Annotated in this window: 23 protein-coding genes and 1 riboswitch; of the genes, 12 read left to right on the forward strand and 11 right to left on the reverse strand. The window is 71.9% G+C overall.

From position 1 onward, the window contains the following. Positions 1–15: 15 nt before the first annotated feature. The 3 genes from BKI49_RS09280 (at position 16) to BKI49_RS09290 (ending at position 3,178) form a co-directional block, all read left to right on the forward strand. Entirely contained in the window at positions 16–645 is a 630-nt protein-coding gene (locus BKI49_RS09280) for a TetR/AcrR family transcriptional regulator (RefSeq protein WP_095933772.1), read from the forward strand. Positions 646–1,023: 378 nt separating this feature from the next. Beyond that, complete coding sequence (locus BKI49_RS09285) at positions 1,024–1,638, forward strand: DUF4126 domain-containing protein (RefSeq protein ID WP_095933723.1); 615 nt, start codon at positions 1,024–1,026, stop codon at positions 1,636–1,638. Between the two features lie 46 nt (positions 1,639–1,684). Further along, on the forward strand, positions 1,685–3,178 hold the full coding sequence (locus BKI49_RS09290; RefSeq protein WP_095933724.1) for a phytoene desaturase family protein: 1,494 nt from the start codon (positions 1,685–1,687) through the stop codon (positions 3,176–3,178). 76 nt (positions 3,179–3,254) lie between these two features. Here the strand turns inward: BKI49_RS09290 and BKI49_RS09295 are convergent, their stop codons facing one another. From BKI49_RS09295 to BKI49_RS09320, 6 genes are all read right to left on the reverse strand, one after another. After that, on the reverse strand, positions 3,255–4,199 hold the full coding sequence (locus tag BKI49_RS09295) for an SCO2102 family sporulation regulator (protein WP_095933725.1): 945 nt from the start codon (positions 4,197–4,199) through the stop codon (positions 3,255–3,257). 56 nt (positions 4,200–4,255) lie between these two features. Further along, a complete protein-coding gene (gene metF / locus BKI49_RS09300; RefSeq protein WP_095933726.1) occupies positions 4,256–5,179 on the reverse strand; it encodes a methylenetetrahydrofolate reductase [NAD(P)H] in 924 nt (307 codons plus the stop codon). A 216-nt stretch (positions 5,180–5,395) separates the two neighbouring features. Continuing rightward, a complete protein-coding gene (thiE, locus tag BKI49_RS09305) occupies positions 5,396–6,055 on the reverse strand; it encodes a thiamine phosphate synthase (RefSeq protein WP_095933727.1) in 660 nt (219 codons plus the stop codon). Positions 6,056–6,141: 86 nt separating this feature from the next. Next, positions 6,142–6,507 (reverse strand): Rv2175c family DNA-binding protein, encoded by a 366-nt coding sequence (locus BKI49_RS09310; protein ID WP_028803215.1) that lies wholly within the window; start codon positions 6,505–6,507, stop codon positions 6,142–6,144. Positions 6,508–6,777: 270 nt separating this feature from the next. After that, positions 6,778–8,004, reverse strand: a complete 1,227-nt coding sequence (locus BKI49_RS09315) for an NAD(P)/FAD-dependent oxidoreductase (RefSeq protein WP_095933728.1) — start codon at positions 8,002–8,004, stop codon at positions 6,778–6,780. A 28-nt stretch (positions 8,005–8,032) separates the two neighbouring features. Continuing rightward, on the reverse strand, positions 8,033–8,437 hold the full coding sequence (locus tag BKI49_RS09320; RefSeq protein WP_095933729.1) for an avidin-fold protein: 405 nt from the start codon (positions 8,435–8,437) through the stop codon (positions 8,033–8,035). A gap of 52 nt (positions 8,438–8,489) precedes the next feature. Further along, positions 8,490–8,602, forward strand: a riboswitch (TPP riboswitch). Here BKI49_RS09320 and thiO point away from each other — a divergent pair. The 6 genes from thiO (at position 8,600) to BKI49_RS09350 (ending at position 14,456) form a co-directional block, all read left to right on the forward strand. After that, positions 8,600–9,760: a glycine oxidase ThiO gene (thiO, locus tag BKI49_RS09325; RefSeq protein WP_095933730.1), complete on the forward strand. Its 1,161-nt coding sequence runs from the start codon at positions 8,600–8,602 to the stop codon at positions 9,758–9,760. (Overlaps the previous riboswitch by 3 nt.) After that, a complete protein-coding gene (thiS, locus tag BKI49_RS09330; protein WP_095933731.1) occupies positions 9,757–9,957 on the forward strand; it encodes a sulfur carrier protein ThiS in 201 nt (66 codons plus the stop codon). Before thiO ends, thiS begins: the two co-directional genes overlap by 4 nt. 3 nt (positions 9,958–9,960) lie before the next feature. Beyond that, complete coding sequence (locus BKI49_RS09335) at positions 9,961–10,755, forward strand: thiazole synthase (protein ID WP_095933732.1); 795 nt, start codon at positions 9,961–9,963, stop codon at positions 10,753–10,755. Between the two features lie 159 nt (positions 10,756–10,914). Further along, entirely contained in the window at positions 10,915–12,858 is a 1,944-nt protein-coding gene (gene pknB / locus BKI49_RS09340) for a Stk1 family PASTA domain-containing Ser/Thr kinase (protein WP_257004674.1), read from the forward strand. A 95-nt stretch (positions 12,859–12,953) separates the two neighbouring features. Then, complete coding sequence (locus BKI49_RS09345; protein ID WP_095933734.1) at positions 12,954–13,823, forward strand: deoxyribonuclease IV; 870 nt, start codon at positions 12,954–12,956, stop codon at positions 13,821–13,823. Between the two features lie 75 nt (positions 13,824–13,898). After that, entirely contained in the window at positions 13,899–14,456 is a 558-nt protein-coding gene (locus BKI49_RS09350; RefSeq protein WP_095933735.1) for a DUF4396 domain-containing protein, read from the forward strand. A gap of 37 nt (positions 14,457–14,493) precedes the next feature. Here BKI49_RS09350 and BKI49_RS09355 read toward each other — a convergent pair whose 3' ends face one another. Next, positions 14,494–15,126, reverse strand: coding sequence for a sulfite oxidase-like oxidoreductase (locus BKI49_RS09355; protein WP_095933736.1), 633 nt, complete (start codon positions 15,124–15,126; stop codon positions 14,494–14,496). 154 nt (positions 15,127–15,280) lie between these two features. Between BKI49_RS09355 and bfr the strand changes: the two genes are divergently transcribed. Further along, a complete protein-coding gene (gene bfr, locus BKI49_RS09360) occupies positions 15,281–15,760 on the forward strand; it encodes a bacterioferritin (protein WP_095933737.1) in 480 nt (159 codons plus the stop codon). 16 nt (positions 15,761–15,776) lie between these two features. Here the strand turns inward: bfr and BKI49_RS09365 are convergent, their stop codons facing one another. The 3 genes from BKI49_RS09365 to BKI49_RS09375 form a co-directional block, all read right to left on the reverse strand. Continuing rightward, complete coding sequence (locus BKI49_RS09365; protein ID WP_179332375.1) at positions 15,777–16,094, reverse strand: (2Fe-2S)-binding protein; 318 nt, start codon at positions 16,092–16,094, stop codon at positions 15,777–15,779. 186 nt (positions 16,095–16,280) lie between these two features. Next, complete coding sequence (locus BKI49_RS09370; RefSeq protein WP_095933739.1) at positions 16,281–17,633, reverse strand: class II 3-deoxy-7-phosphoheptulonate synthase; 1,353 nt, start codon at positions 17,631–17,633, stop codon at positions 16,281–16,283. Positions 17,634–17,786: 153 nt separating this feature from the next. Beyond that, positions 17,787–18,818: a glycoside hydrolase domain-containing protein gene (locus tag BKI49_RS09375; RefSeq protein WP_257004675.1), complete on the reverse strand. Its 1,032-nt coding sequence runs from the start codon at positions 18,816–18,818 to the stop codon at positions 17,787–17,789. A 316-nt stretch (positions 18,819–19,134) separates the two neighbouring features. Here BKI49_RS09375 and BKI49_RS36295 point away from each other — a divergent pair, with 316 nt between their 5' ends. Together BKI49_RS36295 and BKI49_RS09385 are read left to right on the forward strand one after the other, a co-directional pair. After that, positions 19,135–19,191, forward strand: a complete 57-nt coding sequence (locus BKI49_RS36295) for a trp operon leader peptide (RefSeq protein ID WP_076973970.1) — start codon at positions 19,135–19,137, stop codon at positions 19,189–19,191. A 119-nt stretch (positions 19,192–19,310) separates the two neighbouring features. Then, positions 19,311–21,224, forward strand: coding sequence for an anthranilate synthase family protein (locus tag BKI49_RS09385; RefSeq protein WP_095933742.1), 1,914 nt, complete (start codon positions 19,311–19,313; stop codon positions 21,222–21,224). Here BKI49_RS09385 and BKI49_RS09390 read toward each other — a convergent pair. Beyond that, the gene (locus BKI49_RS09390; protein WP_095933773.1) at positions 21,176–22,171 is read right to left on the reverse strand and encodes a 2-hydroxyacid dehydrogenase; all 996 of its coding nucleotides are present in this window, start codon (positions 22,169–22,171) and stop codon (positions 21,176–21,178) included. The genes BKI49_RS09385 and BKI49_RS09390 overlap by 49 nt on opposite strands. Position 22,172: the final 1 nt, after the last annotated feature.

Below are 22,172 nucleotides of genomic sequence, written 5' to 3' on the forward strand. Positions count from 1 at the left end.
GTGACAATCGTGGCCATGGAAAGCAGCAGCACCACGGCGGGCGGCGGCGGCCGTCGCGAGGCGACCCGGCAGAAGCTCTACGAGGCCGCCGTCACCCTGATCGCCGAACAGGGCTTCTCCGCCACCACGGTGGACGAGATCGCCGAGCGCGCCGGGGTCGCCAAGGGCACGGTCTACTACAACTTCGCGAGCAAGTCGGTCCTCTTCGAGGAGTTGCTGCGGCACGGCGTGGGCCTGCTCACCGCCTCCTTGCGGGAGGCGGCCGAGAAGACCGCGCGCGACGGCGGCAGCAAGGTCGACGCACTGGACGCGATGATCCGCGCGGGGCTCGTCTTCATCGACCGGTATCCGGCCTTCACCCAGCTGTACGTGGCGGAGCTGTGGCGCACGAACCGTGCCTGGCAGTCCACCTTGATGGTGGTCAGGCAGGAGGCCGTCGCGGTCGTCGAGGACGTCCTGCGCGAGGGCGTGGCGGGCGGCGAGCTCAGCGACGAGATCGACATCCCGCTGACGGCGGCGGCGCTGGTCGGCATGGTCCTCGTGGCCGCTCTGGACTGGCAGGCCTTCCAGCCGGAGCGCTCGCTGGACGACGTGCACGCGGCGCTGTCCCGGCTGCTCCAGGGGCGCGTGAGCGGCGGCCGCTGAGGGCGGGAGCACAACGGAGCGGGACAGGCGAGAGCGCCGGTCCGTTCGGCCGCGTCCCCCGCGGGCCGATCGAACCGGCGCCTCGCCGTACTCCCCCGTGCTCCCCCGTCGGGCCCCGCTCCGGTCGTCCCCCGGGTCCCCCCGTGCCTCACTCCCGCCGACCAGGTCGGCGGAAGGAGCGGCCAAGGGCGCGAGAGCCGTTCCGCCGCCCCGTGTCGGCGGTACCGGAGCCGCGCCCCTCTCCGTGTCTCCACTCTCTCGTTCGCGCTGGTCGGGCCCCATCCGCGCGCGTACTCATCTCACTCACTGAGTACGTGTACTCAGTCGTACGCACTCATGCCCAGGCCGTGCCGTCCGCCACTGGTTACGATCGCGTCCGTGTCGGTACTCCCCCTGGTCTTCACCAGCGGCTGGGCCAGCGGCATCAACGCGTACGCGGTGGTGCTGCTCCTGGGCGTCTTCGGCGCGACCGGTCTCACCGACGACGTCCCCGAGTCGATGCAGCGCCCCGAGGTGCTCGCGGTGGCGGGCGCGCTGTTCCTGTGCGAGGCCGTCGCCGACAAGATCCCGTACGTGGACTCGGCGTGGGACTCGGTGCACACGGTGGTACGGCCGGTCGCCGGCGCCTGGATCGGCGCGCTGCTCGCGGGGCAGAGCGGTTCGCTCTCGGACGTGGTGGCGGGCCTGATCGGCGGTTCGACGGCGCTGGCCAGCCACACGGTCAAGGCCGGCACCCGGATGGCGGTGAACACCTCCCCGGAACCCCTCAGCAACATGGTCATCAGCCTGGCCGAGGACCTCGGGGTCGGCGCCATCGTCACGTTCGCGATGTTCCACCCGCTGGCTGCGGCGATCATCGCGGCCGTCCTGCTCGTGGCCGGACTCGTCGTGCTGTTCTTCCTCCTCTCGCGGATCCGCCGGTTCCTACGGCGCCGCGCCCAGCGGCGGGAGGAGAGACGGCTCGCGGCGCGGGTCGAGCGGCCCCCCGACTGAGCGCCCGCGGAAGGGACTGTCCGAGGCGGCCGATAAAGTCCCTGGCATGGCACGGATTGCGGTGATCGGCGCCGGGATGGGCGCGATGGCGGCGGCCGCCCGGCTGGCCGTCGCGGGCCACCGGGTGGTGGTGTACGAGCGCACGGCGACGTACGGCGGTGCGCTGCGCCGCGTCGAGCGCGACGGCTTCACGTTCGACACCGGCCCGACGCTGCTCCCGCTGCCCGCGGTCCACCGCGACCTGTTCGTCAAGACAGGGAAGCAGCCACTGGAGGAGTGCGTCGGCCTGGTCCAGGTCGACCCCTCGGCCCGGCACCTCTTCGCGGACGGCACGGAGGTGTCCCTGCCGAACGCCTCCCGCGCGGGGGTCGTCTCCGCGCTGGACGAAGCGCTCGGGGCGGGCACGGGCGGGCGCTGGGGCGACTTCCTGGTACGGGCCCGCGAGGCATGGGACCGCACGCGCAGACCGCTCCTGGAGGAGCCGCTGTGGCCCAACTGGCCGGTGCTCGCCGAGCAGGAGCCCTATCCCTCGGTCCCGCACAAGAAGCTGCTGCGCACCCGCCGGGCCGCCACCCTCGCCGAGGTCGGCGCCTGGGAGCTGCGTGAACCGCGCCTCGCGGCCCTTCTGGAGAGCCACGCCCTGGCGTACGGGCTCGATCCGCGCGTGGCACCGGCGAGCGCCGCCGTGCTGCCGTACATGGAGCACGCCTTCGGCACCTGGTACGTCCGCGGCGGCCTGCGGGAACTGGCCCGCGCGGTGTACGAGCGGTGCCTCGCCCGCAAGGTCGCGTTCCGCTTCGGGGCGGACGTCGCACGGATCGTCGAGAAGGACGGCCGGGCGGCGGGTGTGGAGCTCACGGCCGGCGCCGTGGAGGAGGCCGACTTCGTGGTCGCGGGTGTGGCGCCCGGCGTGCTGCGGGACCTCGTCCCGCAGACGGCGGTCCGGGGGGACGGTGAGGTCCCGCCGCAGAGCGGGGCACCGAGCAGGCTGACCGTGCTGCTGGCGCTGCGCGGCGGACGGCCCGAGCGGGTGGCGCACCGGACGGTGGTCCACTCGGCCGACCGTGACGACGAGTTGGACCGCCTGTTCGGCGAGCGCCCGGGGCTGCCGGCCTCGCCCACCGTCGTGGTCACGCGCCCCGACGACCCGGCGACGGTCCCGGACGCGGAGCACGAGGCGGTGACCCTGTCGGTCACCGTGCCGTCGGGCTTCTCGGTGTCCGACGCGGACGTGGAGCGGGTTCTCGGCGCCGCCGGGCGCGCGCTGCCCGGCCTGCGCGAGCGGCTCCTGTGGCACGAGGTCCGCACCCCGGCGGACATCGCGGACGAGACGGGCGCGGCAGGCGGCGCGGTTCCCGCCCCGGCGCTCGCCGCCGCGGACGGCCGGCTGCTGCACCCGTCGAACGGCACGCGCATGCCCGGTCTGTTCGCGGCGGGCGGCTGGGCGCACCCCGGCGGCGGCCTTCCGCATGCCGGCATGTCAGGAGCGTTGGTGGCCGGACTGATCGTGGAGGGACCGGAGTTCCGCGGGTCGCAGTGAGCGGTTCCGGGGGCCGGTCGGGGGACCGGGACCGGACGGTCCGAGAGCCGGTGCGGACGGGCGGCACCGGCCGCGGTCAGTACCGGTACTGCTCGTCGTACCCGTTGCCGGAGCCCGTGCCGTTGCCGTCGCCCTGGTAGGGATACGGCTGCTCGGGTGGGAGTTCGCCGCCGTACGGGTCGTCGGTGCTGCGCTGCTGCGGCACCCAGACGCCTCCCGCCGGGGTCTCGCCGCCGTAGGTGCCGGTGCCGGCGTACTGGTCCTGGCCGTACCCCTGCTGCGGGTACTGCTGCTGCCCGCCGTACGTGGTGTCGTACCCGGCGCCGCTGTAGGTCTGCGTGCCGATGTACGGGTCGGAGTACGCGGCGTACTGCTGCTGGCCGTTGTCGTAGGAGTACTGCTGCTGGTTGTAGCCCGAGTAGTCGTAGGCGTAGGCCTGCTGGTCCTGGGACTGGGGGGTGGCACCGTAGGACTGGTCGGTGGCCGCGGCGTACGCGCTGTCGCTGTAGATGCCGTAGGAGCCGGTGTCCTCGGGCAGGGGCTGCGGCTCGTACACGGCGGTGGACTCGGCGGCCGAGGGCTCGTTCGCCCCCGCCGGCGCGAACCGGTCGGGCTGGCCGGGCGAGAAGACGTCGTCGTCGCCCGCGTAGTCGTCACCGTGTGCGTAGGCCGCGCCGTCGGCGGCTTCGAGGTCGGAGACCTCGAGCGTCGGGTCCTGGTACTCCGGCTCGCCACGACGGCGCTTGCTGGGCCTGCCCGGACCGGAACGGCCGTTGAGGGCCCAGCCCTGGGCGAAGCCGCGGCGGAACGACAGCGTGACGTAGGTCTGGCCGACCGCGAAGGCGGCCGCGCCCAGCCCGATGACCACCACCGAGGGCATCAGCACACCGAGGACGACACCGAGGAAGCCGACGAAGGCGAGCAGGCGGTAGCGCAGTCGCGCCTTGTACTGCAGCAGGACCTCGCCGAGCAGCCACAGCGCGACCACTCCGAACGCGAAATAGAGGACCGTCCAGCCCATGTACGCCCCTCTCCCAGTGGCCGCTACGCAGTGTGTCGTACGCGGGTGCGACCGGTCTAGGCCTGCTGTGGGTGGTGCAGACCCAGATTCTCGTAGATTTCCAGCGTCGCCGTGGAGTTGTTCAGCGTAATGAAGTGCAGTCCGGGGACTCCCTCGGCCAACAGCCTCGCGCAGAACTCCGTTGCGAACTCGATGCCAATGGAGCGTACAGCCGCCGGATCGTCTTTGGCTGTGAGGATCCGCTCTTTCAGGGCGTCCGGGAATACGGCGTTGCTGAGCTTCGGGAGTCGCTCCAGCATCTTCACACTCGTGACCGGCATGACCTCGGGAATGACGGGTGTCGCGCAGCCCGCCTCGGCCACGCGGTCGCGCAGACGCAGATACGACTCCGGGTGGAAGAACATCTGCGTGATGGCGTAGTCGGCGCCGGCGCGGCACTTGTCGACGAAGTGGCCGACGTCCAGGTCCCAGTCGCTGGACCGCGGGTGCATCTCCGGGAAGGCCGCGACGCCGACGCAGAAGTCCCCCGACTCCTTGATGAGCCGGACGAGTTCGGCCGCGTAGGTCAGGCCCTTGGGGTGCGGCACCCACGCCCCCATGGGGTCGCCCGGCGGGTCGCCCCGCACGGCGAGCATGTTGCGGATCCCGGCGTCGGCGTACTGGCCGATGATGTTGCGCAGTTCGGCGACGGAGTGGTTGACGGCGGTGAGGTGGGCGACCGGGGTGAGCGTCGTGTCGACGACGATCTGCTGGGTCTCCTTGACGGTGCCCGCACGCGTGGAGCCGCCCGCCCCGTAAGTCACGGAAACGAAGTCGGGCGCGACGGCCTCGACCCGGCGGAGCGCGTTCCACAGGTTCCGCTCGCCCTTGGGAGTCTTCGGCGCGGAGAACTCGAACGAGTACGTCGTCTTGCCGGTCGCGAGCATGTCGCGCACGGTGCGTGCGCGATCAGTCCTGGTGGAGGCAGATCCGAGGGCCATACCGGCAGGTTAGCCAGGGGGCGCCGGTCCCCCAACCGGACCGACGCAAATTGTCCGATCTGTCGATTTCTTGTCCACCCCTCGGACAGATCCCGCGGACAGCGCCCGCGGACCGTGCCGCGAACGGGACGCGGGACGGCTCCCCGGCACGGCCGGAACGCGGGACGGCGTCCCGGCCGCTGGAACTCCGGACGAAGCTCTGCCGGACGCTCGCGCCTACGCGCCGCGCAGTCGCTTCGCGAACTCCCCCGCCGCCGCGCCCGGGTCGTCCGCCTCGGTGATCGCCCGGACCACGACGACCCGGCGAGCGCCCGCGTCGAGCACCTCGTCGAGGTTGCCGAGGTCGATGCCGCCGATGGCGAACCAGGGGCGGTCGGTGCCCAGCGCCGCCGTGTGCCTGACCAGGTCGAGGCCAGGTGCGTGGCGGCCGGGCTTGGTGGGCGTCGGCCAGCAGGGGCCGGTGCAGAAGTAGTCCACGCCCTCCTGGACGGCGGCGGCCGAAGCCTCGGACTCGGCGTGCGTGGAGCGGCCTATCAGCACGTCGTCGCCGAGGACGGCGCGGGCCGCCGGGACCGGGAGGTCACCCTGCCCCAGGTGGAGCACGTCGGCACGGGCGGCGTGGGCGACATCGGCCCGGTCGTTGACCGCGAGGAGCTTGCCGTGCCGGGCGCAGGCCTCCGCGAAGACCTGGAGGTGCTCCAGTTCCTCGGCCGCCTCCATGCCCTTGTCACGCAGCTGCACGATGTCGACGCCGCCCGCCAGGGCCGCGTCGAGGAACTCGGCGAGGTCGCCCTGGCGCTTGCGGGCGTCCGTGCAGAGGTAGAGACGGGCGTCGGCGAGCTGGGCGCGCGCGGTGGTCGCGGCGTTCTCGGGCATGCGAGTGTCCCCCGTGGTCGGTGCGTACGGACCACGGGGCCAGGGGCTGGCGGTCCGCGGTCCGTACGCCGGACGGTCGGTTCAGGTCAGACGGCGAGCGCCTGGGCGCGGCGCTTCACCTCCGTGCCGCGATTCTCGCTCAGGGCCTGCGCGGGGGTACCCGGCAGGGTCGGGTCGGGAGTGAAGAGCCACTCCAGCATCTCTTCGTCGGTGAAGCCGTCGTCCCGCAGCAGCGTCAGGGTGCCGGACAGGCCCTTGACCACTTTGTCCCCGTCGATGAAGGCGGCGGGGACGTGCAGCGCGCGGTTCTCACCACGGCGTACGGCGATCAGCTGGCCCTCCTTGACCAGCTGCCGCACGCGGGTCACCTCGACGCCGAGCTGTTCGGCAATGTCGGGGAGGGTGAGCCAGGCGGGGACGAGAGCATCGATCTTTGCGTCAATCTCGGTCACGGGACAAGCCTGCCATCCCGGACTGACACTCGGTACCCGGGCACCGTCCGGGCGCGCGCCGCGTCCGGCTCCGCCGCTGCTCCGCGCACGCCGTTCGGCCCCGGGCTCCCGCGCCTGCGGCACCGCCGGTGACCCGCCGCACGCCGGGTGTCGCCCTGCGTCCGGGCACTCCGCCGGAAGGCCCGGGCTCGGCCGCCGTGCCCCACCCAAGACCGCCGCCCCAAGACCTCCGCCCCGGTGCCTCCGCCGGCCCCAGGTGCGGCCGCCCGGCTAGGCGGTCGCCGACTTCAGGGGCCTCGCCGGATCCGCCAGGAGCGCCGGACTCATCTCGGCGCCCGCCTCGATCAGCCTGCGGCCCTGGGCGAGATCCCTCGGGCGGCCCACCGCCAGGAGGGCCACCAGGCGGGTGTCGCGGAGCCAGCAAACTGTCCAGGCGGCTCCGGACGGGTCGCCGCGCCAGACGGTCGTGTCGTCGGGGGCGTGGTGCCCGACGTACTGGACGAAGCGGCCGAACTGCTCGGACCAGAAGTACGGGACCGGGTCGTAGGCGGCGGGGGCCTCGCCGATGATGTTCGCGGCGACCGTGCGCGGGCCCTGGAGGGCGTTGTCCCAGTGGTGGACCAGCAGGCGGTCCTCGTACCGGCCCGACGGGAACGAGGCGCAGTCGCCGACCGCGTAGACGTCCGGCAGGGAGGTGCGCAGGTGGTCGTCGGCCAGGATCTCGCGATGGGCGCCCAGCTCGATGCCGGATCCGGCCAGCCACGCCGTGGCCGGGCGGGCGCCGACACCCACGACCACGGCGCCCGCGGGCACCCGGGAGCCGTCGTCCAGCACCACGGCACCGGGCTCGACACGCTCCACGCGCGCGTGGGTGCGCAGCTCGGCCCCGCTGTCCGCGTACCAGGCGGCCATCGGCGCGGCCACCTCGGCGGGCAGCGCCCCGGCGAGGGGGCGGTCGGCGGCCTCCACGACCGTCACCCTGCAGCCGGCCTCGCGCGCCGCCGTGGCGAACTCGGCGCCGATCCAGCCGGCCCCGACGACCACGATGTCGTGCTGCCGGGCGAGGACGGGACGCAGCCGTTCCGCGTCGTCGAGGGTGCGCAGCAGGTGGACGCCGGGCACCCCTTCGGCGCCGGGCAGCCGGATCGGTTCCGCGCCGGTCGCGATGACCAGGACGTCGTACCGGACCGGCCCCGCCTCGGTGTCCAGTTCGTGGTCGGCCGGGCGGACGCCGAGCGCCTCGCAGCCGAGCTGGAGCTCGATGTCCAGCGCCTCGAAGTCGACGTCGAAGGCCGAACCCTCGGACTTGCCGAGCAGCACGGCCTTGGACAGCGGCGGCCGGTCGTACGGCTGATGGGGCTCCGCACCGATGAGGGTGACGGTGCCGGTGAAGCCCTGTTCGCGCAGGGCGACCGCGGTCTGGACACCGGCCATGCCCGCGCCCACGACGACGACCCGCCGCTTCGTACGCTCCTGCGCCTGCGTCTGCTCGCTCACCTGATCACCATAGACACCTGACAATTCGTCAGTCAGCGGACGTGCTCAGTGAGCTGTTCCACACCTGCTCGTCCGCCGCCGGCGAATGCTCCACCCGGGCGACCTCCTCCACCGTGCTCGTACCGTTGCCCGCCTGCGACTCCCACTCCCAGGTCTCCTCCAGGCGCAGCCGCCCGTCGGGCAGCTCCACCACGCGGGAGACGCAGTGGCCCGACGAGGTGCCGCCGGCACGCCCCAGCTGCACGTACCGGAAGTCGAGACGGTCACCCTCACGGGTACCCACGAGGTGGCCCCGTACCACATCGCCGCCCGCGTACTCGGCCCAGATCTCCCCGTTCCTCTCGTGGTAGACGAACCGGGTGCGGGTGCCCACCTGCCCCGGCGCCTGGTCGGCGACAGGGGCGAGAACGACACCGTCGAGCGATCGGGCCATGGGCGGAGGCTCCCTTACTGAGACATGTGACAGCGGGCTAGGGTGGCCAACGTAAAGCACTCGCGGGAGCCCGGACGCACCGGGCTGAGAGGGAGGCTGGGCGGCCTCCGACCGTACGAACCTGATCCGGGTCATGCCGGCGAAGGGAGGGGCTGGACGCCCATGTCGTCACGAACGCCCGACGTCCTCGTCATCGGGGGCGGGATCATCGGCCTGGTCACGGCCTGGCGGGCCGCGCAACGCGGGCTGGCCACCGCGATCGTGGACCCCGAGCCCGGCGGCGGGGCCGCTCAGGTCGCGGCCGGAATGCTCGCCGCCGTCACCGAACTGCACTACGGCGAACAGACCCTGCTGGGCCTCAACCTGGCCTCGGCACGCCGCTATCCGGACTTCGCCGCCGAACTCACCGAGGCGACCGGCCAGGAGTTGGGGTACCGGCGGTGCGGCACGCTGGCCGTCGCCCTGGACGCCGACGACCGCGCCCATCTGCGCGAACTGCACGCCCTGCAACGCCGGTCCGGGCTGGAGTCGGAGTGGCTGAGCGGCCGTGAGTGCCGCCGTCTGGAGCCGATGCTCGCGCCCGGCGTGCGCGGCGGCCTGCGGGTCGACGGCGACCACCAGATCGACCCCCGCCGGCTCGCGGGCGCCCTGGTCACGGCCTGCGAGCGGGCCGACGTGGTGTTCCACCGCACCTGGGCGGAGCGCCTGCGGGTCGAGGGCGGCAGGGCCGTGGGAGCCGTGACCACGGACGGCACCGAACTGTCCGCGGGCCAGGTGGTGCTCGCCGCGGGAAGCCTGAGCGGGCGCCTGGCGGGCGTACCCGACGATGTGCTGCCGCCCGTGCGCCCCGTGAAGGGGCAGGTGCTGCGACTGACGGTGCCGAAGCGGTACGCGCCGTTCCTGAGCCGCACGGTCCGTGCGGTCGTCCGGGGCAGCCAGGTCTATCTGGTACCGCGGGAGAGCGGCGAGCTCGTCGTGGGCGCGACCAGCGAGGAGCTGGGCTGGGACACCACGGTGACCGCGGGCGGTGTGTACGAGCTGCTGCGCGACGCGCACGAGCTGGTGCCCGGCATCACCGAACTGCCGCTCACCGAGACGCGCGCCGGGCTGCGCCCCGGCTCGCCGGACAACGCGCCGCTGATCGGCCCGACCGGCCTGGACGGCCTCCTGCTGGCCACCGGCCACTACCGCAACGGCGTGCTGCTCACCCCGGTCACCGGTGACGCAATGGCGCACGTCCTGACCACGGGCGAACTTCCCGACGAGGCCCGCCCCTTCACCCCGCGGCGCTTCGCCGCCGCCCTCACGGAGCAGTCCGCATGAACATCTTCGTCAACGGCGAGCGGCAGCACATCGCCGCGGGGACCGCTCTCGACGCGCTCGTCGCCACGCTCACCGCCGCCCCCTCCGGGGTGGCGGCCGCGCTCAACGAAACGGTCGTCCCGCGCACGCAGTGGCCGCTCACGCCGCTGGCCGAGGGAGACCGCGTCGAAGTCCTCACCGCCGTCCAGGGAGGCTGACCCATGGCCGACGATCCCCTGGTCCTCGGTGGTACGTCCTTCTCGTCCCGGCTGATCATGGGGACGGGCGGGGCGCCCAGCCTCGACGTCCTGGAGCGCTCGCTCGTGGCGTCCGGCACGGAGCTGACGACCGTCGCGATGCGGCGTGTGGACGCGTCCGTGCACGGCTCCGTCCTGTCCGTGCTCGACCGGCTCGGCATTCGCGTGCTGCCGAACACGGCGGGCTGCTTCACCGCGGGCGAGGCCGTGCTGACCGCCCGCCTCGCGCGCGAGGCGCTCGGCACCGACCTGGTCAAGCTGGAGGTCATCGCCGACGAGCGCACGCTGCTGCCCGACCCGATCGAGCTGCTGGACGCCGCGGAGACCCTGGTCGACGACGGGTTCACGGTGCTCCCGTACACGAACGACGACCCCGTGCTCGCGCGGAAGCTGGAGGACGTCGGCTGCGCCGCGATCATGCCGCTCGGCTCGCCGATCGGCTCCGGGCTCGGCATCCGCAACCCGCACAACTTCCAGTTGATCACCGAGCACGCGCGTGTGCCGGTCATCCTGGACGCGGGCGCCGGGACCGCCTCCGACGCGGCGCTCGCCATGGAGCTGGGGTGCGCGGGTGTGATGCTCGCCTCGGCCGTGACGCGGGCGCAGGAGCCGGTACTGATGGCGGAAGGGATGCGGCACGCGGTGGAGGCGGGACGCCTCGCCTTCCGCGCCGGCCGCATCCCGCGCCGTCACTTCGCCGAGGCGTCGTCCCCCACGGAGGGCATGGCACGACTGGATCCCGAGCGTCCGGCCTTCTGACGGAACGGCCCCGCGCGGGGATACCCCCGCCCCGTACCGGACGCCTGTGCGAGAGCGGCGCGCGCGTGCGTGCGCCGCGCGTCACAGCTCGGCTGCAGTCCCGCCCCGGTATCGGCCGAACGGGTCGTCGTGACAGTGGCGGCTCGTACACTCACCTGCGTGGATACGACCCTTCACGACCCGCTTGTCGGGCAGGTGCTCGACGGCCGCTACCGCGTCGAGGCGCGGATCGCGGTCGGCGGGATGGCCACGGTCTACCGGGCCCTGGACACCCGCCTCGACCGCGTGCTCGCGCTCAAGGTGATGCACCCGACGCTGGCCGCCGACGGCTCGTTCGTCGAACGGTTCATCCGTGAGGCCAAGTCGGTGGCGCGGCTCGCGCACCCCAATGTGGTGCAGGTCTTCGACCAGGGCGCGGACGGGTCGTACGTCTACCTGGCGATGGAGTACGTCGCCGGCTGCACCCTGCGCGACGTGCTGCGCGACCGGGGCGCGCTCCAGCCGCGGGCGGCGCTGGACATCCTGGAGCCGGTGCTCGCCGCGCTCGGCGCCGCGCACCGGGCCGGGTTCGTGCACCGCGACATGAAGCCGGAGAACGTCCTCATAGGGGACGACGGCCGGGTCAAGGTGGCGGACTTCGGCCTGGTCCGGGCCGTGGACACGGTGACGAACACGACGGGCACGGTCCTCGGCACCGTGTCGTACCTCGCTCCCGAGCAGATCGAGCACGGCACGGCCGACACCCGCGTCGACGTCTACGCCTGCGGCGTCGTCCTGTACGAGATGCTCACCGGCGCCAAGCCGCACTCCGGGGACTCGCCCGCCCAGGTGCTCTACCAGCACCTGCACGCGGACGTGCCGCCCCCGTCGGGCCTGGTCCCCGGCATGGCGTACGCGCTGGACGAGCTGGTCGCCACGGCGACCGCCCGCAATCCCGAGGTGCGCCCGCACGACGCGGTGGCGCTGCTCGGCCAGGTCCTGGAGGCGCGGGCGGGGCTCACCGCCGAGCAGCTCGACGCCGTGCCGCCGGGCGCCCTCGCGGTGGGCCGCGACATCGCCGAGGACCGTACGAGCGTGATCCCGCGCTCGCTGTCCGTGCCCCGGCCGCTGCCGGTGAACGAACCCCACACGGACGGGGCGGTCTCGCACACCAGCCGGTTCGAGCGGACCACCCAGTTCGCCTCCGAGCCTCCGCTGCCGCGGCGCGGACCTGCCCGGCCCCGGCGCGGGATGCTCGCGATCGTCGCCGCCGTCGTGCTGGTGCTGGGCCTCGGCACCGGCATCTGGTACATCAACTCGGGCCAGTTCACCAAGGTCCCGCCGGTCCTCTCGAAGAGCGAGCAGGACGCCAGGGCCCAGCTGGAGAAGGCCGGGCTCGACGTGAAGTCGGTCAAGCACGCGTTCAGCGACACCGTGAAGCGCGGCAGCGTGATCGGCACCGACCCGGCCGTCGGCGCCCGGATCCGCGCGAACGACTCCGTGACGCTGACCGTCTCCGACGGGCCCGAGACCGTGAAGGTGCCCGACCTGAAGGGCTTCGCCCTGTTCAAGGCGAAGGACGTGCTGAAGGACAAGGGTCTCGCCGCCGGCATGGTCAACCGCGAGTTCAGCGAGGACGTCGTCAAGGGCTTCGTGATCCGTACGGACCCGCAGGCGGGCACCGAGCGGCACGCGGGTTCGGCCATCGCGATCACCGTCAGCAAGGGCAGCCCGGTGGAGGTGCCCGAGGTCACGGGCTCGTCCGTCGAGGACGCCACCGCCGAGCTGGAGGACTCCGGTCTGAAGGTGAAGATCGCCACCAAGCGCGTCACCTCCGAGTTCGACAAGGGCCAGGTCGCCGAGCAGACGCCGGCCGCGGGCCGCGAGGCCGCCTCGGGCGACACGGTGACACTGACGATCTCCAAGGGCCCCGAGATGGTCGAGGTCCCGGACGTGGTGGGCGACAGTGTCGACGACGCCCATCAGAAGCTCGAAGGCGCCGGGTTCAAGGTCGACGAGGACCGCGGGCTGCTCGGGCTGTTCGGCGACAAGGTCAAGAGCCAGTCGGTGGAGGGCGGGGAGACCGCGCCCAAGGGGTCGACGATCACCATCGAGATCCGCTGAGCGCGAGGCCCGCGGCTCTGCCGCGGGCCCGTTGCCCGCGACCCCGTCGAGATCCGCCGACGGAGACCTCGGCAGCCCATGACACCCTGAAGGGTGTGACCAGCAAGCAGCTCCGCAACCCCGTCGGCGGCCATGTCCCGGTGGCGGGCGGCCTCCACTCCGTCGGCCTGACCTACGCGCGCGACCTCGCGGCCGAGACCGTCCAGGTCTTCGTCGCCAACCCGCGCGGCTGGGCCACGCCCGCCGGAAACCCCCGGCAGGACGAGGCCTTCCGCGCCGCGTGCGCCGCCGAGTCGATCCCCGCGTACGTCCACGCCCCGTATCTGATCAACTTCGGTTCGCACACCGAGGCGACGGTGGAGAAGTCGGTGGAGTCCCTGCGGCACTCGCTGCGCCGGGCCCGGGAGATAGGCGCCCTCGGCGTGGTGGTGCACACCGGCAGCGCCACCGGCGGCAGGGAGCGTTCCGTCGCCCTCGCGCAGGTCCGTGAGCACATGCTGCCCCTGCTGGACGAGCTGACCCACGACGACGATCCGTTCCTCCTCCTGGAGTCGACGGCCGGGCAGGGTGCCTCGCTCTGCTCCCGCACCTGGGACTTCGGGCCGTACTTCGAGGCGCTCGACGCCCACCCCAGGCTGGGCGTGTGTCTCGACACCTGTCACATCTTCGCGGCGGGCCACGACCTGACCGGGCCGAGCGGCATGCACCAGACGCTCGACCTGCTGGTCGACACGGTCGGCGAGGGACGGCTGAAGCTGATCCACGCCAACGACTCCAAGGACGTGGTCGGCGCGCACAAGGACCGCCACGAGAACATCGGCTCCGGACACATCGGCGAGGACCCGTTCCGCGCCCTGATGACCCACCCCGCCACCGCGGGCGTACCTCTGATCATCGAGACGCCGGGCGGTAAGGAAGGGCATGCGGCGGACGTGGAGCGACTGAAGAAACTCCGGGATTCATAACCCGTTGAGGAATACCCCCTGGGGGTATACGGTTCCTTCTGCGCACAGGGACCGTCATCCAGCATGGGGGCACGCATGGAGCACAACACGCACACACAGCACGAGCACCACGGGGCCCAGCAGGACCAGCACAGCCACCACGGGCACCACGGGCACCAGGGACACGAGGAGCACCGGGGGCACGAGGGCCACGGCGGGGCGAGCTGGTCCATGGCCGCGCAGGCCACCCTGCACTGCCTCACCGGGTGCGCCATCGGCGAGATCCTCGGCATGGTGATCGGCACGGCGCTCGGCTGGGGCAATGTGCCGACGATGGTCCTGGCGATCGTGCTCGCGTTCTTCTTCGGCTACTCGCTCACGCTGCGCGGCGTCCTGCGGGCGGGCGTCGACTTCCGGACCGCTTTCCGGGTGGCACTGGCGGCCGACACCCTGTCCATCGCAGTGATGGAGCTGATCGACAACGGCGTGATCGTGCTGTGGCCGGACGCCATGGACGCGGGCCTGGCCGACGCCCTGTTCTGGATCTCGCTGGCCATCTCGCTGGTGATCGCCTTCGTGGTCACCACGCCGGTCAACAAGTGGACGATCGGCCGCGGCAAGGGGCACGCGGTGGTCCACCGGTACCACCACTGAGGGACCGCCGGTCAGCGGCCGGCCGCCGTCACGGGAGTCAGAGCTCGGGGCCGTCCCCGGGCTCCTCCTGGTAGGAGTAGCGCTGCTCCCGCCAGGGGTCGCCGATGTTGTGGTAGCCGCGCTCCTCCCAGAAGCCACGGCGGTCGGCGGTCATGTACTCCACGCCACGGACCCACTTGGGCCCCTTCCAGGCGTACAGGTGCGGGACGACGAGGCGGAGCGGGAAGCCGTGCTCCGCCGTCAGCAGCTCACCGTCCTTGTGCGTGGCGAAGATCGTGCGGTCGGACGCGAAGTCCGAAAGGCGGAGGTTCGAGCTGAAGCCGTACTCGGCCCAGACCATCACGTGAGTGACGGACGGTGCGGGCGGGGCGATGTCCAGGATCGTCCGGGCCGGGATGCCGCCCCATTCGGCCCCGAGCATGCTGAACTTCGTGACGCAGTGCAGATCGGCGACGACCGAGGCGTACGGCAGGGCCGTGAACTCCTCGTGGGTCCAGCAGTGCTTCTCCCCGTCGGCGGTGGCGCCGAAGACCCTGAACTCCCAGCGCTCGGGACGGAACTTGGGTACGGGCCCGTAGTGCGTGACCGGCCAGCCGCGCTGAAGTCGCTGCCCCGGCGGAAGCTCCGACTGTGCCGCTTCTCCAGATTCTCTCTCCACCGGCTGACCCATGACTCCATCCTGACAGACCCGGGACAGTGCACATGACCAGCCCCGTCCCGAATCGGGCAACTCCTACTAAGCGTGCACTTACTGGACGGTTCAGTGCGCCGATGCGAGGATGCGGCGCAACCTGCCCAGTCCCCGCTTGGAAGGAGCCTCTGCGATGCAGGGCGACCCCGAGGTCATCGAATTCCTCAACGAGCAGCTGACCGGCGAGCTCACCGCGATCAACCAGTACTTCCTGCACGCGAAGATGCAGGAGAACTTCGGCTGGACGAAGCTCGCCAAGTACACGCGGCACGAGTCGTTCGACGAGATGAAGCACGCCGAGGTGCTCACCGACCGGATCCTCTTCCTGGAGGGCCTGCCGAACTACCAGCGCCTGTTCCATGTCCGGGTGGGGCAGACCCTCACCGAGATGTTCCAGGCGGACCGGCAGGTGGAGGTCGAGGCGATCGACCGCCTCAAGCGCGGGATCGAGGTGATGCGCACGAAGGGCGACATCACGTCGGCGAACATCTTCGAGTCGATCCTCGCGGACGAGGAGCACCACATCGACTACCTGGACACCCAGCTCGAACTGATCGAGAAGCTCGGCGAGGCGCTGTACATCGCGCAGTTGATCGAGCAGCCGGAGAGCTGATCCGGCGACAGACGCGTCAGGCGGCCTCGGCCGCCGCCGCAGTCAGCGCCGCCACGGTCAGAGCCGCCGTGGCGGGCATCGCCGTCGCAGGCATCGCCACGGGCGCGGGCACCGGGGCGTCCGCGAGGTCCGACAGGACCGGCCTGCCCTCGTCCGCGAGCTCACGGCGCGGGCACGCGCCACGGCCCAGCAGGGCCTGGATACGGCGGACGCACGAACCGCAGTCCGTGCCCGCCTTGCATGCCGACGCTATCTGGCGGGGGGTGCAGGCACCCTCTTCCGCGTGCTTCTTCACCTGCGCCTCGGTGACACCGAAGCAGCTGCAGACGAACACGCGGTCCACCTCCCGACGGGGTTTCTGGGTCGTGCCGTACCGATGGAGCGGAGTCCCGATTGATCGGTGAGGCTAACCTAACCTTACCCGGCTCCCGAGGGCCGCAAAAGTGCGGTGGGGCGCGGATCGTATGTGATCCACGCCCCACTTCACCTGCTGGTAACAGCCGGACCAGCCTGTGGTCCGTTACTGGTCGCGGTACATCTCGGCGACGAGGAAGGCCAGGTCCAGGGACTGGCTGCGGTTCAGGCGGGGGTCGCAGGCCGTCTCGTAGCGCTGGTGCAGGTCGTCGACGAAGATCTCGTCGCCGCCGCCCACGCACTCGGTGACGTCGTCACCGGTGAGCTCGACATGGATGCCGCCCGGGTGCGTGCCGAGGGCCTTGTGGACCTCGAAGAAGCCCTTGACCTCGTCGAGCACGTCGTCGAAGCGGCGGGTCTTGTGGCCCGAGGCCGCCTCGAAGGTGTTGCCGTGCATCGGGTCGGTCACCCAGGCCACCGTCGCACCGGACGCGGTGACCTTCTCGACCAGCTCGGGCAGCTTGTCGCGGACCTTGTCCGCGCCCATCCGCACGATGAAGGTGAGACGGCCCGGCTCACGCTCCGGGTCGAGGCGCTCGATGTACTGCAGCGCGTCCTCGGCCGTCGTCGTCGGGCCCAGCTTGATGCCGATCGGGTTGCGGATCTTCGAGGCGAACTCGATGTGCGCGCCGTCCAGCTGCCGGGTGCGCTCACCGATCCACACCATGTGGCCCGAGACGTCGTACAGCTGTCCCGTACGCGAGTCGACCCTGGTCAGCGCCGATTCGTAGTCGAGGAGCAGCGCCTCGTGGGAGGCGTAGAACTCGACGGTCTTGAACTCCTCCGGGTCGGTGCCGCAGGCCCGCATGAAGTTCAGCGCGTTGTCGATCTCGCGCGCCAGCTGCTCGTAGCGCTGGCCCGAGGGGGACGACTTCACGAAGTCCTGGTTCCAGGCGTGCACCTGGCGCAGGTCGGCGTAACCGCCGGTGGTGAAGGCACGCACCAGGTTGAGCGTGGAGGCGGACGCGTTGTACATCCGCTTCAGGCGCTCGGGGTCCGGGACGCGGGCCTTCTCGTTGAAGTCGAAGCCGTTGACCGAGTCGCCCCGGTAGGTCGGCAGGGTCACGCCGTCGCGGGTCTCGGTGCCCTTGGAGCGCGGCTTGGAGTACTGGCCGGCGATCCGGCCGACCTTCACCACCGGCACCGAGGCGGCGTACGTCAGCACGGCGCCCATCTGGAGCAGGGTCTTGAGCTTGCTACGGATGTGGTCGGCGGACACGGCGTCGAAGGCCTCGGCGCAGTCGCCGCCCTGAAGGAGGAACGCCTCGCCCTTGGCGACGGCTCCCATCCGGGCGCGCAGCTGGTCGCACTCGCCCGCGAAGACGAGCGGCGGATACGACTCGAGGTCCGCGATCACATCGCGCAGAGCCTCGGCATCGGGGTACTCGGGCTGCTGCGCCGCGGGCAGGTTTCGCCAGGTGTTGCCAGCGCTCGCGCTGGACTTAGCGTTCACGGTCACCCTCCCAACATTACGGGGTCGTGTCGGGCGTCCATTCACGTGCTCATCAAGTGAGACGGCGCACGCTCGATCGGGACGCCTCGGGCGGCCGGCGCGACAGGGTCGCCCGGCCGCCCGGAACCGCTGCTCTCCGGGGTCGTCGACCCGGCCCGGTCAGTCCACGTCGAGCCGGTCGCGGTCGATGGAGATCTTCACGCCGCCGTGCGTCTCGGTCGTGTCGCCGGCGTACTGGTGGATGCGCTGGTGCTCGTTCCACAGGTCGGCGGGGACCGCCGGGTCGGCGGTGGTCGCCTGATCGTTCCACCGGGCGAAGTGGATCACGTCGGGCAGGGTCACGTCCTCGCGGTTCTTCACGAGGTCGGCGACCAGGGACGAGGTGTTGCCGTACGCGCCCGCCCGGTAGCCGAGCTCGTGCAGCCGCTCGGTGTACGCGTCGACGTAGCCGAGGACCTGGTCGGTCACGGTGCCGCCGGGCTCGTAGTTCTCCAGGTCGCTGTAGATCACCGCGCCCTTGGCGAAGCCGAGCGCGGCGGCCTGCTTGGCCGCGTCGTCGGCGGCCGCGGTGCCCTGCGTGACCGGGCTGGTGATGGCCGCGCAGTCGCCCTGGCAGCTGCCGCCGTCGGAGGAGGGCTGGCGGCCGACGTACAGCGGGAAGAACCGCCAGCCCTTCGTGTACTGGGTCCGCACCCATGCGGCGGTGAGGTTCGTCTGCGAGCAGGCCCGGTTGATGCCGCCGATGTAGATGCCGATGGCGCCGTAGTCGGAGTGCTCCCGCCAGGCGTCCATGGCGTCCTGGCCGGGCGCGGTGCAGGCGTCGAAGCCCTCACCCCGGAAGGAGGTCGCGTCGTCGGGCAGCGGGGCCACGGCGGGCGTCCCGGACGGCTGCTCGTCCTGGGCGGCGGCGACGGGCAGGCCCGCGCTGCGCAGCACGTCCTGGATGCGGGTGCGGTCGTAGCCGTAGGCGGCGGTCACCGCGATCCGGTCGGCGGTCGCCCGGTAGGTGCGCGCCACGCGGTTCTCGGTGACGGCGCTGCCCGTGACGGGTGTGGACGCCGGCTGGATCAGGAGCGCTTCGGTGCGCCCCCTGGCCTGGGCCGGGCAGTCCTGCCGGCTGCCCGGCGTGCCGAGGTACACGGCGTGCCGGTCGAACCGGACGCAGGTATCCGGATGTTTCTCGAGGTCCACGACCTGCCAGGAGGCGGGGACGGTGAACTCGTGGCCCCGGTAGGAGACCCGGGTGATGTCGTCGGAGTCGGTCGGCAGCGGGGCCGAGCGCGCGGCGCCGAGCGGTCCGGCGGCCAGGGCCGCGGCGGCGAGGACCAGAGTGAGAGCGCGGGCGCTCCTTCGGCGGGACTGGGGTGAACGGGCGGCGTGGATGGCTCTCTCCTCCGGTCGGGCGGGGTTTCCTGGCCATCCATGGCCGCTGGCCGTGCTCTCCGAACGCCGCGCGGGGACGGTTCACGCTGTTGCCCGACCGTCGGCGTCGGGTAGGGTTCGGCGCATGTTCGCGCACTCGATCCAGAACTGGTGGTGGACCGCTCATCCGGCGGCCCACTGACTGCGCGTACGCAAGACTTCGCGAAGGCCGCCCGAGGGGCGGCCTTCGGTGTTTCCCGGGGTCGTTCCTCTCCAGGTGAGCTCGCCGAGCGAGCTCCGCTCACGAGAAGGAACCGACCGATGAACCTGCTCGACCTGCTGGACGATCCCCGACCGTTCGCCCTGCTGCGCCGCCGGACACCCGGCCACGACCACGACGTGGTGGAGCTCCTGCTGGGCGAGGTGCGCGAGGTGGACCTGCTCGCCGACATCCCCGGCGAGGCGCTCGCGCTGATCCCCTTCCGCCAGATCCGGGAGCGCGGCTTCGACGTCCGCGACGACGGCACCCCGCTCACCGTGCTCGTCCCCCAGGAGCGCCACGAACTCCCGCTGGACCGGGTCCTGGAGCAGCTGCCGTCGCACGACGTGCGCGTCGAGGGCGGCGGCTTCGACGTCGGCGACGAGGAGTACGCCGGCATCGTCGGACGGGTGCTCGACGAGGAGATCGGGCGGGGCGAGGGTGCGAACTTCGTGATCCGGCGGACGTACGAGGGACGGATCGCGGGGTTCGGGAGGGCAGACGCCCTCGCCCTCTTCCGGCGGTTGCTGGTGGGTGAGCGCGGCGCGTACTGGACGTTCGTGGTGCACACCGGGGCGCAGGAAGGGCCCACGGGGCGTGCGACGGGTGGGCGCACGCTGGTCGGGGCGAGCCCCGAGGTGCATGTCCGGATGTCGGGCGGGACCGTCGTGATGAACCCGATCAGCGGGACGTACCGCTACCCGGCCGAGGGCCCGACACCACAGGACCTGCTCGCCTTCCTGGCCGACGGCAAGGAGATCGAGGAGCTGTCGATGGTCGTCGACGAGGAGCTCAAGATGATGTGCACGGTCGGCGACATGGGCGGGGTGGTGATCGGCCCGCGGCTCAAGGAGATGGCCCATCTCGCGCACACCGAGTACGAGTTGCGGGGCCGGTCCTCGCTGGACGTGCGGGACGTGTTGCGCGAGACCATGTTCGCGGCGACCGTCACCGGGTCGCCGGTGCAGAACGCCTGCCGGGTCATCGAGCGGCACGAGGTCGGCGGGCGCGGCTACTACGCGGGGGCGCTGGCCCTCGTCGGGCGGGACTCCGGCGGGGCGCAGACCCTCGACTCCCCCATCCTCATCCGGACCGCCGACATCGACGCGGACGGACGGCTCCGGGTCCCGGTGGGCGCCACCCTCGTACGGGGGTCGGATCCGGTCGGCGAGGTCGCCGAGACCCATGCGAAGGCGGCGGGGGTGCTGGCGGCGCTGGGCGTCGGGGAGGCGCGGCCGCGCACCGAGCACGCGGGGCCGCGGCTGGCGGACGACCCGCGGGTGCGGGCCGCGCTCGACGGGCGGCGGTCCTCGCTCGCGCCGTTCTGGCTGCGGATGCAGGAGCGGGGCGACGATCTCGACGGGCACGCGCTCGTCGTGGACGGCGAGGACACCTTCACGGCGATGCTCGCGCATCTGCTCCGCTCGTCGGGGCTCGGCGTGACGGTGCGGCGCTACGACGAGCCGGGTCTGCGGGAGGCGGTCCTCGCACACGAGGGCCCCCTCGTGCTGGGCCCCGGTCCGGGCGATCCGGGCGACGTCCGGGACCCGAAGATGCGCTTCCTGCGCGGCCTCACCGCCGAGGTGATCCGGGGACACCGGCACGGGGTGCTGGGCGTCTGCCTGGGCCATGAGCTGATCGCGGCCGAGCTGGGCCTGGAGATCGTCCGCAAGGAGGTGCCGTACCAGGGGGCGCAGACGGCGATCGACCTCTTCGGGCGGACGGAGACGGTCGGTTTCTACAACAGCTTCGTGGCGCGCTGCGACGACGAGGCCCTCGCGGAGCTCGCCGCGCACGGCGTCGAGGTGAGCCGCGGCGACGGCGGCGAGGTGCACGCGATGCGCGGTCCGGGGTTCGCGGGCGTGCAGTTCCACCCCGAGTCGGTGCTGACGCTGAACGGCACGGCCGTGGTGCGGGAGCTGATCGGTCAGCTGCGGGGCACCAGCACGTTCTCCGAGCGGCGCCCCTCGGCGTAGTCGAGGACGTTGCGGACCGTGGTGTCGATGATCTGGCCGACGGCGTCCTCGGTGTAGTACGCCTGGTGCGAGGTGACCAGGACGTTCGGGAAGGTGACGAGGCGGGCCAGGGTGTCGTCCTCGACGGGCTCCAGGGACTTGTCGAGGAAGAAGAGCCCGGCCTCCTCCTCGTACACGTCGAGGCCGACGCCCGTGAAGCGGCCCTCGCGCAGTTCGGTGACCAGCGCCCGGGAGTCGACGAGTCCGCCGCGGCTGGAGTTGATCAGGATCGCGTCGTCCTTCATGGCGCGCAGGGCGGCGGCGTCGACGAGGTGATGGGTCTGCGGCATCAGCGGCACGTGCAGGGTGACGAGGTCCGACTCGGCGAGGAGGCGCTCCTTGGGGACGTACTTCATGCCGAGTTCGACGCAGGCCGGGTTCTCGGCGATGTCCCAGCCGAGCAGGTTCATGCCGAAGCCGTGCGCGATCGTGGCGAACGCCTCACCGATCTTGCCGGTGCCGACCACGCCGGCGGTGCGGCCGTGCATGTCACGGCCCATCAGCCCGTCGAGCCGGAAGTCGAAGTCGCGGGTGCGGGTCGCGGCGCGCACGATACGGCGGTTGACGGCCATGGCGAGGGTCCAGGCGAACTCGGCGACCGAGTGGGGCGAGTAGTACGAGACCCGGGCGACCGTCATGCCCAGGCGTTCGGCGACCTCGAGGTCGATGTTGTTGAACCCGGTGGAGCGCTGGGCGATCAGCTGGGTGCCACCGGCCGCGAGCGTCTGCAGGACGCGGTGCCCCAGACCGCAGTTGACGCTGCTGGAGACGGCCTCGTAGCCGGCCGCGATGGGGGCGGTGTCCTCGGTGAGGAAGACGTCGAGGCAGCGGACTTCGTGGTGCCCCTCGAAGGCCTTCTCGATGAGCGGCCTCTCGTCGGACTGCACTCCGAACGCAACGATCTCCACC

Origin of the sequence: Streptomyces sp. Tue6028 (genome assembly GCF_002300165.1) — a bacterium.
Classification (GTDB): Bacteria; Actinomycetota; Actinomycetes; order Streptomycetales; family Streptomycetaceae; genus Streptomyces; species Streptomyces siamensis.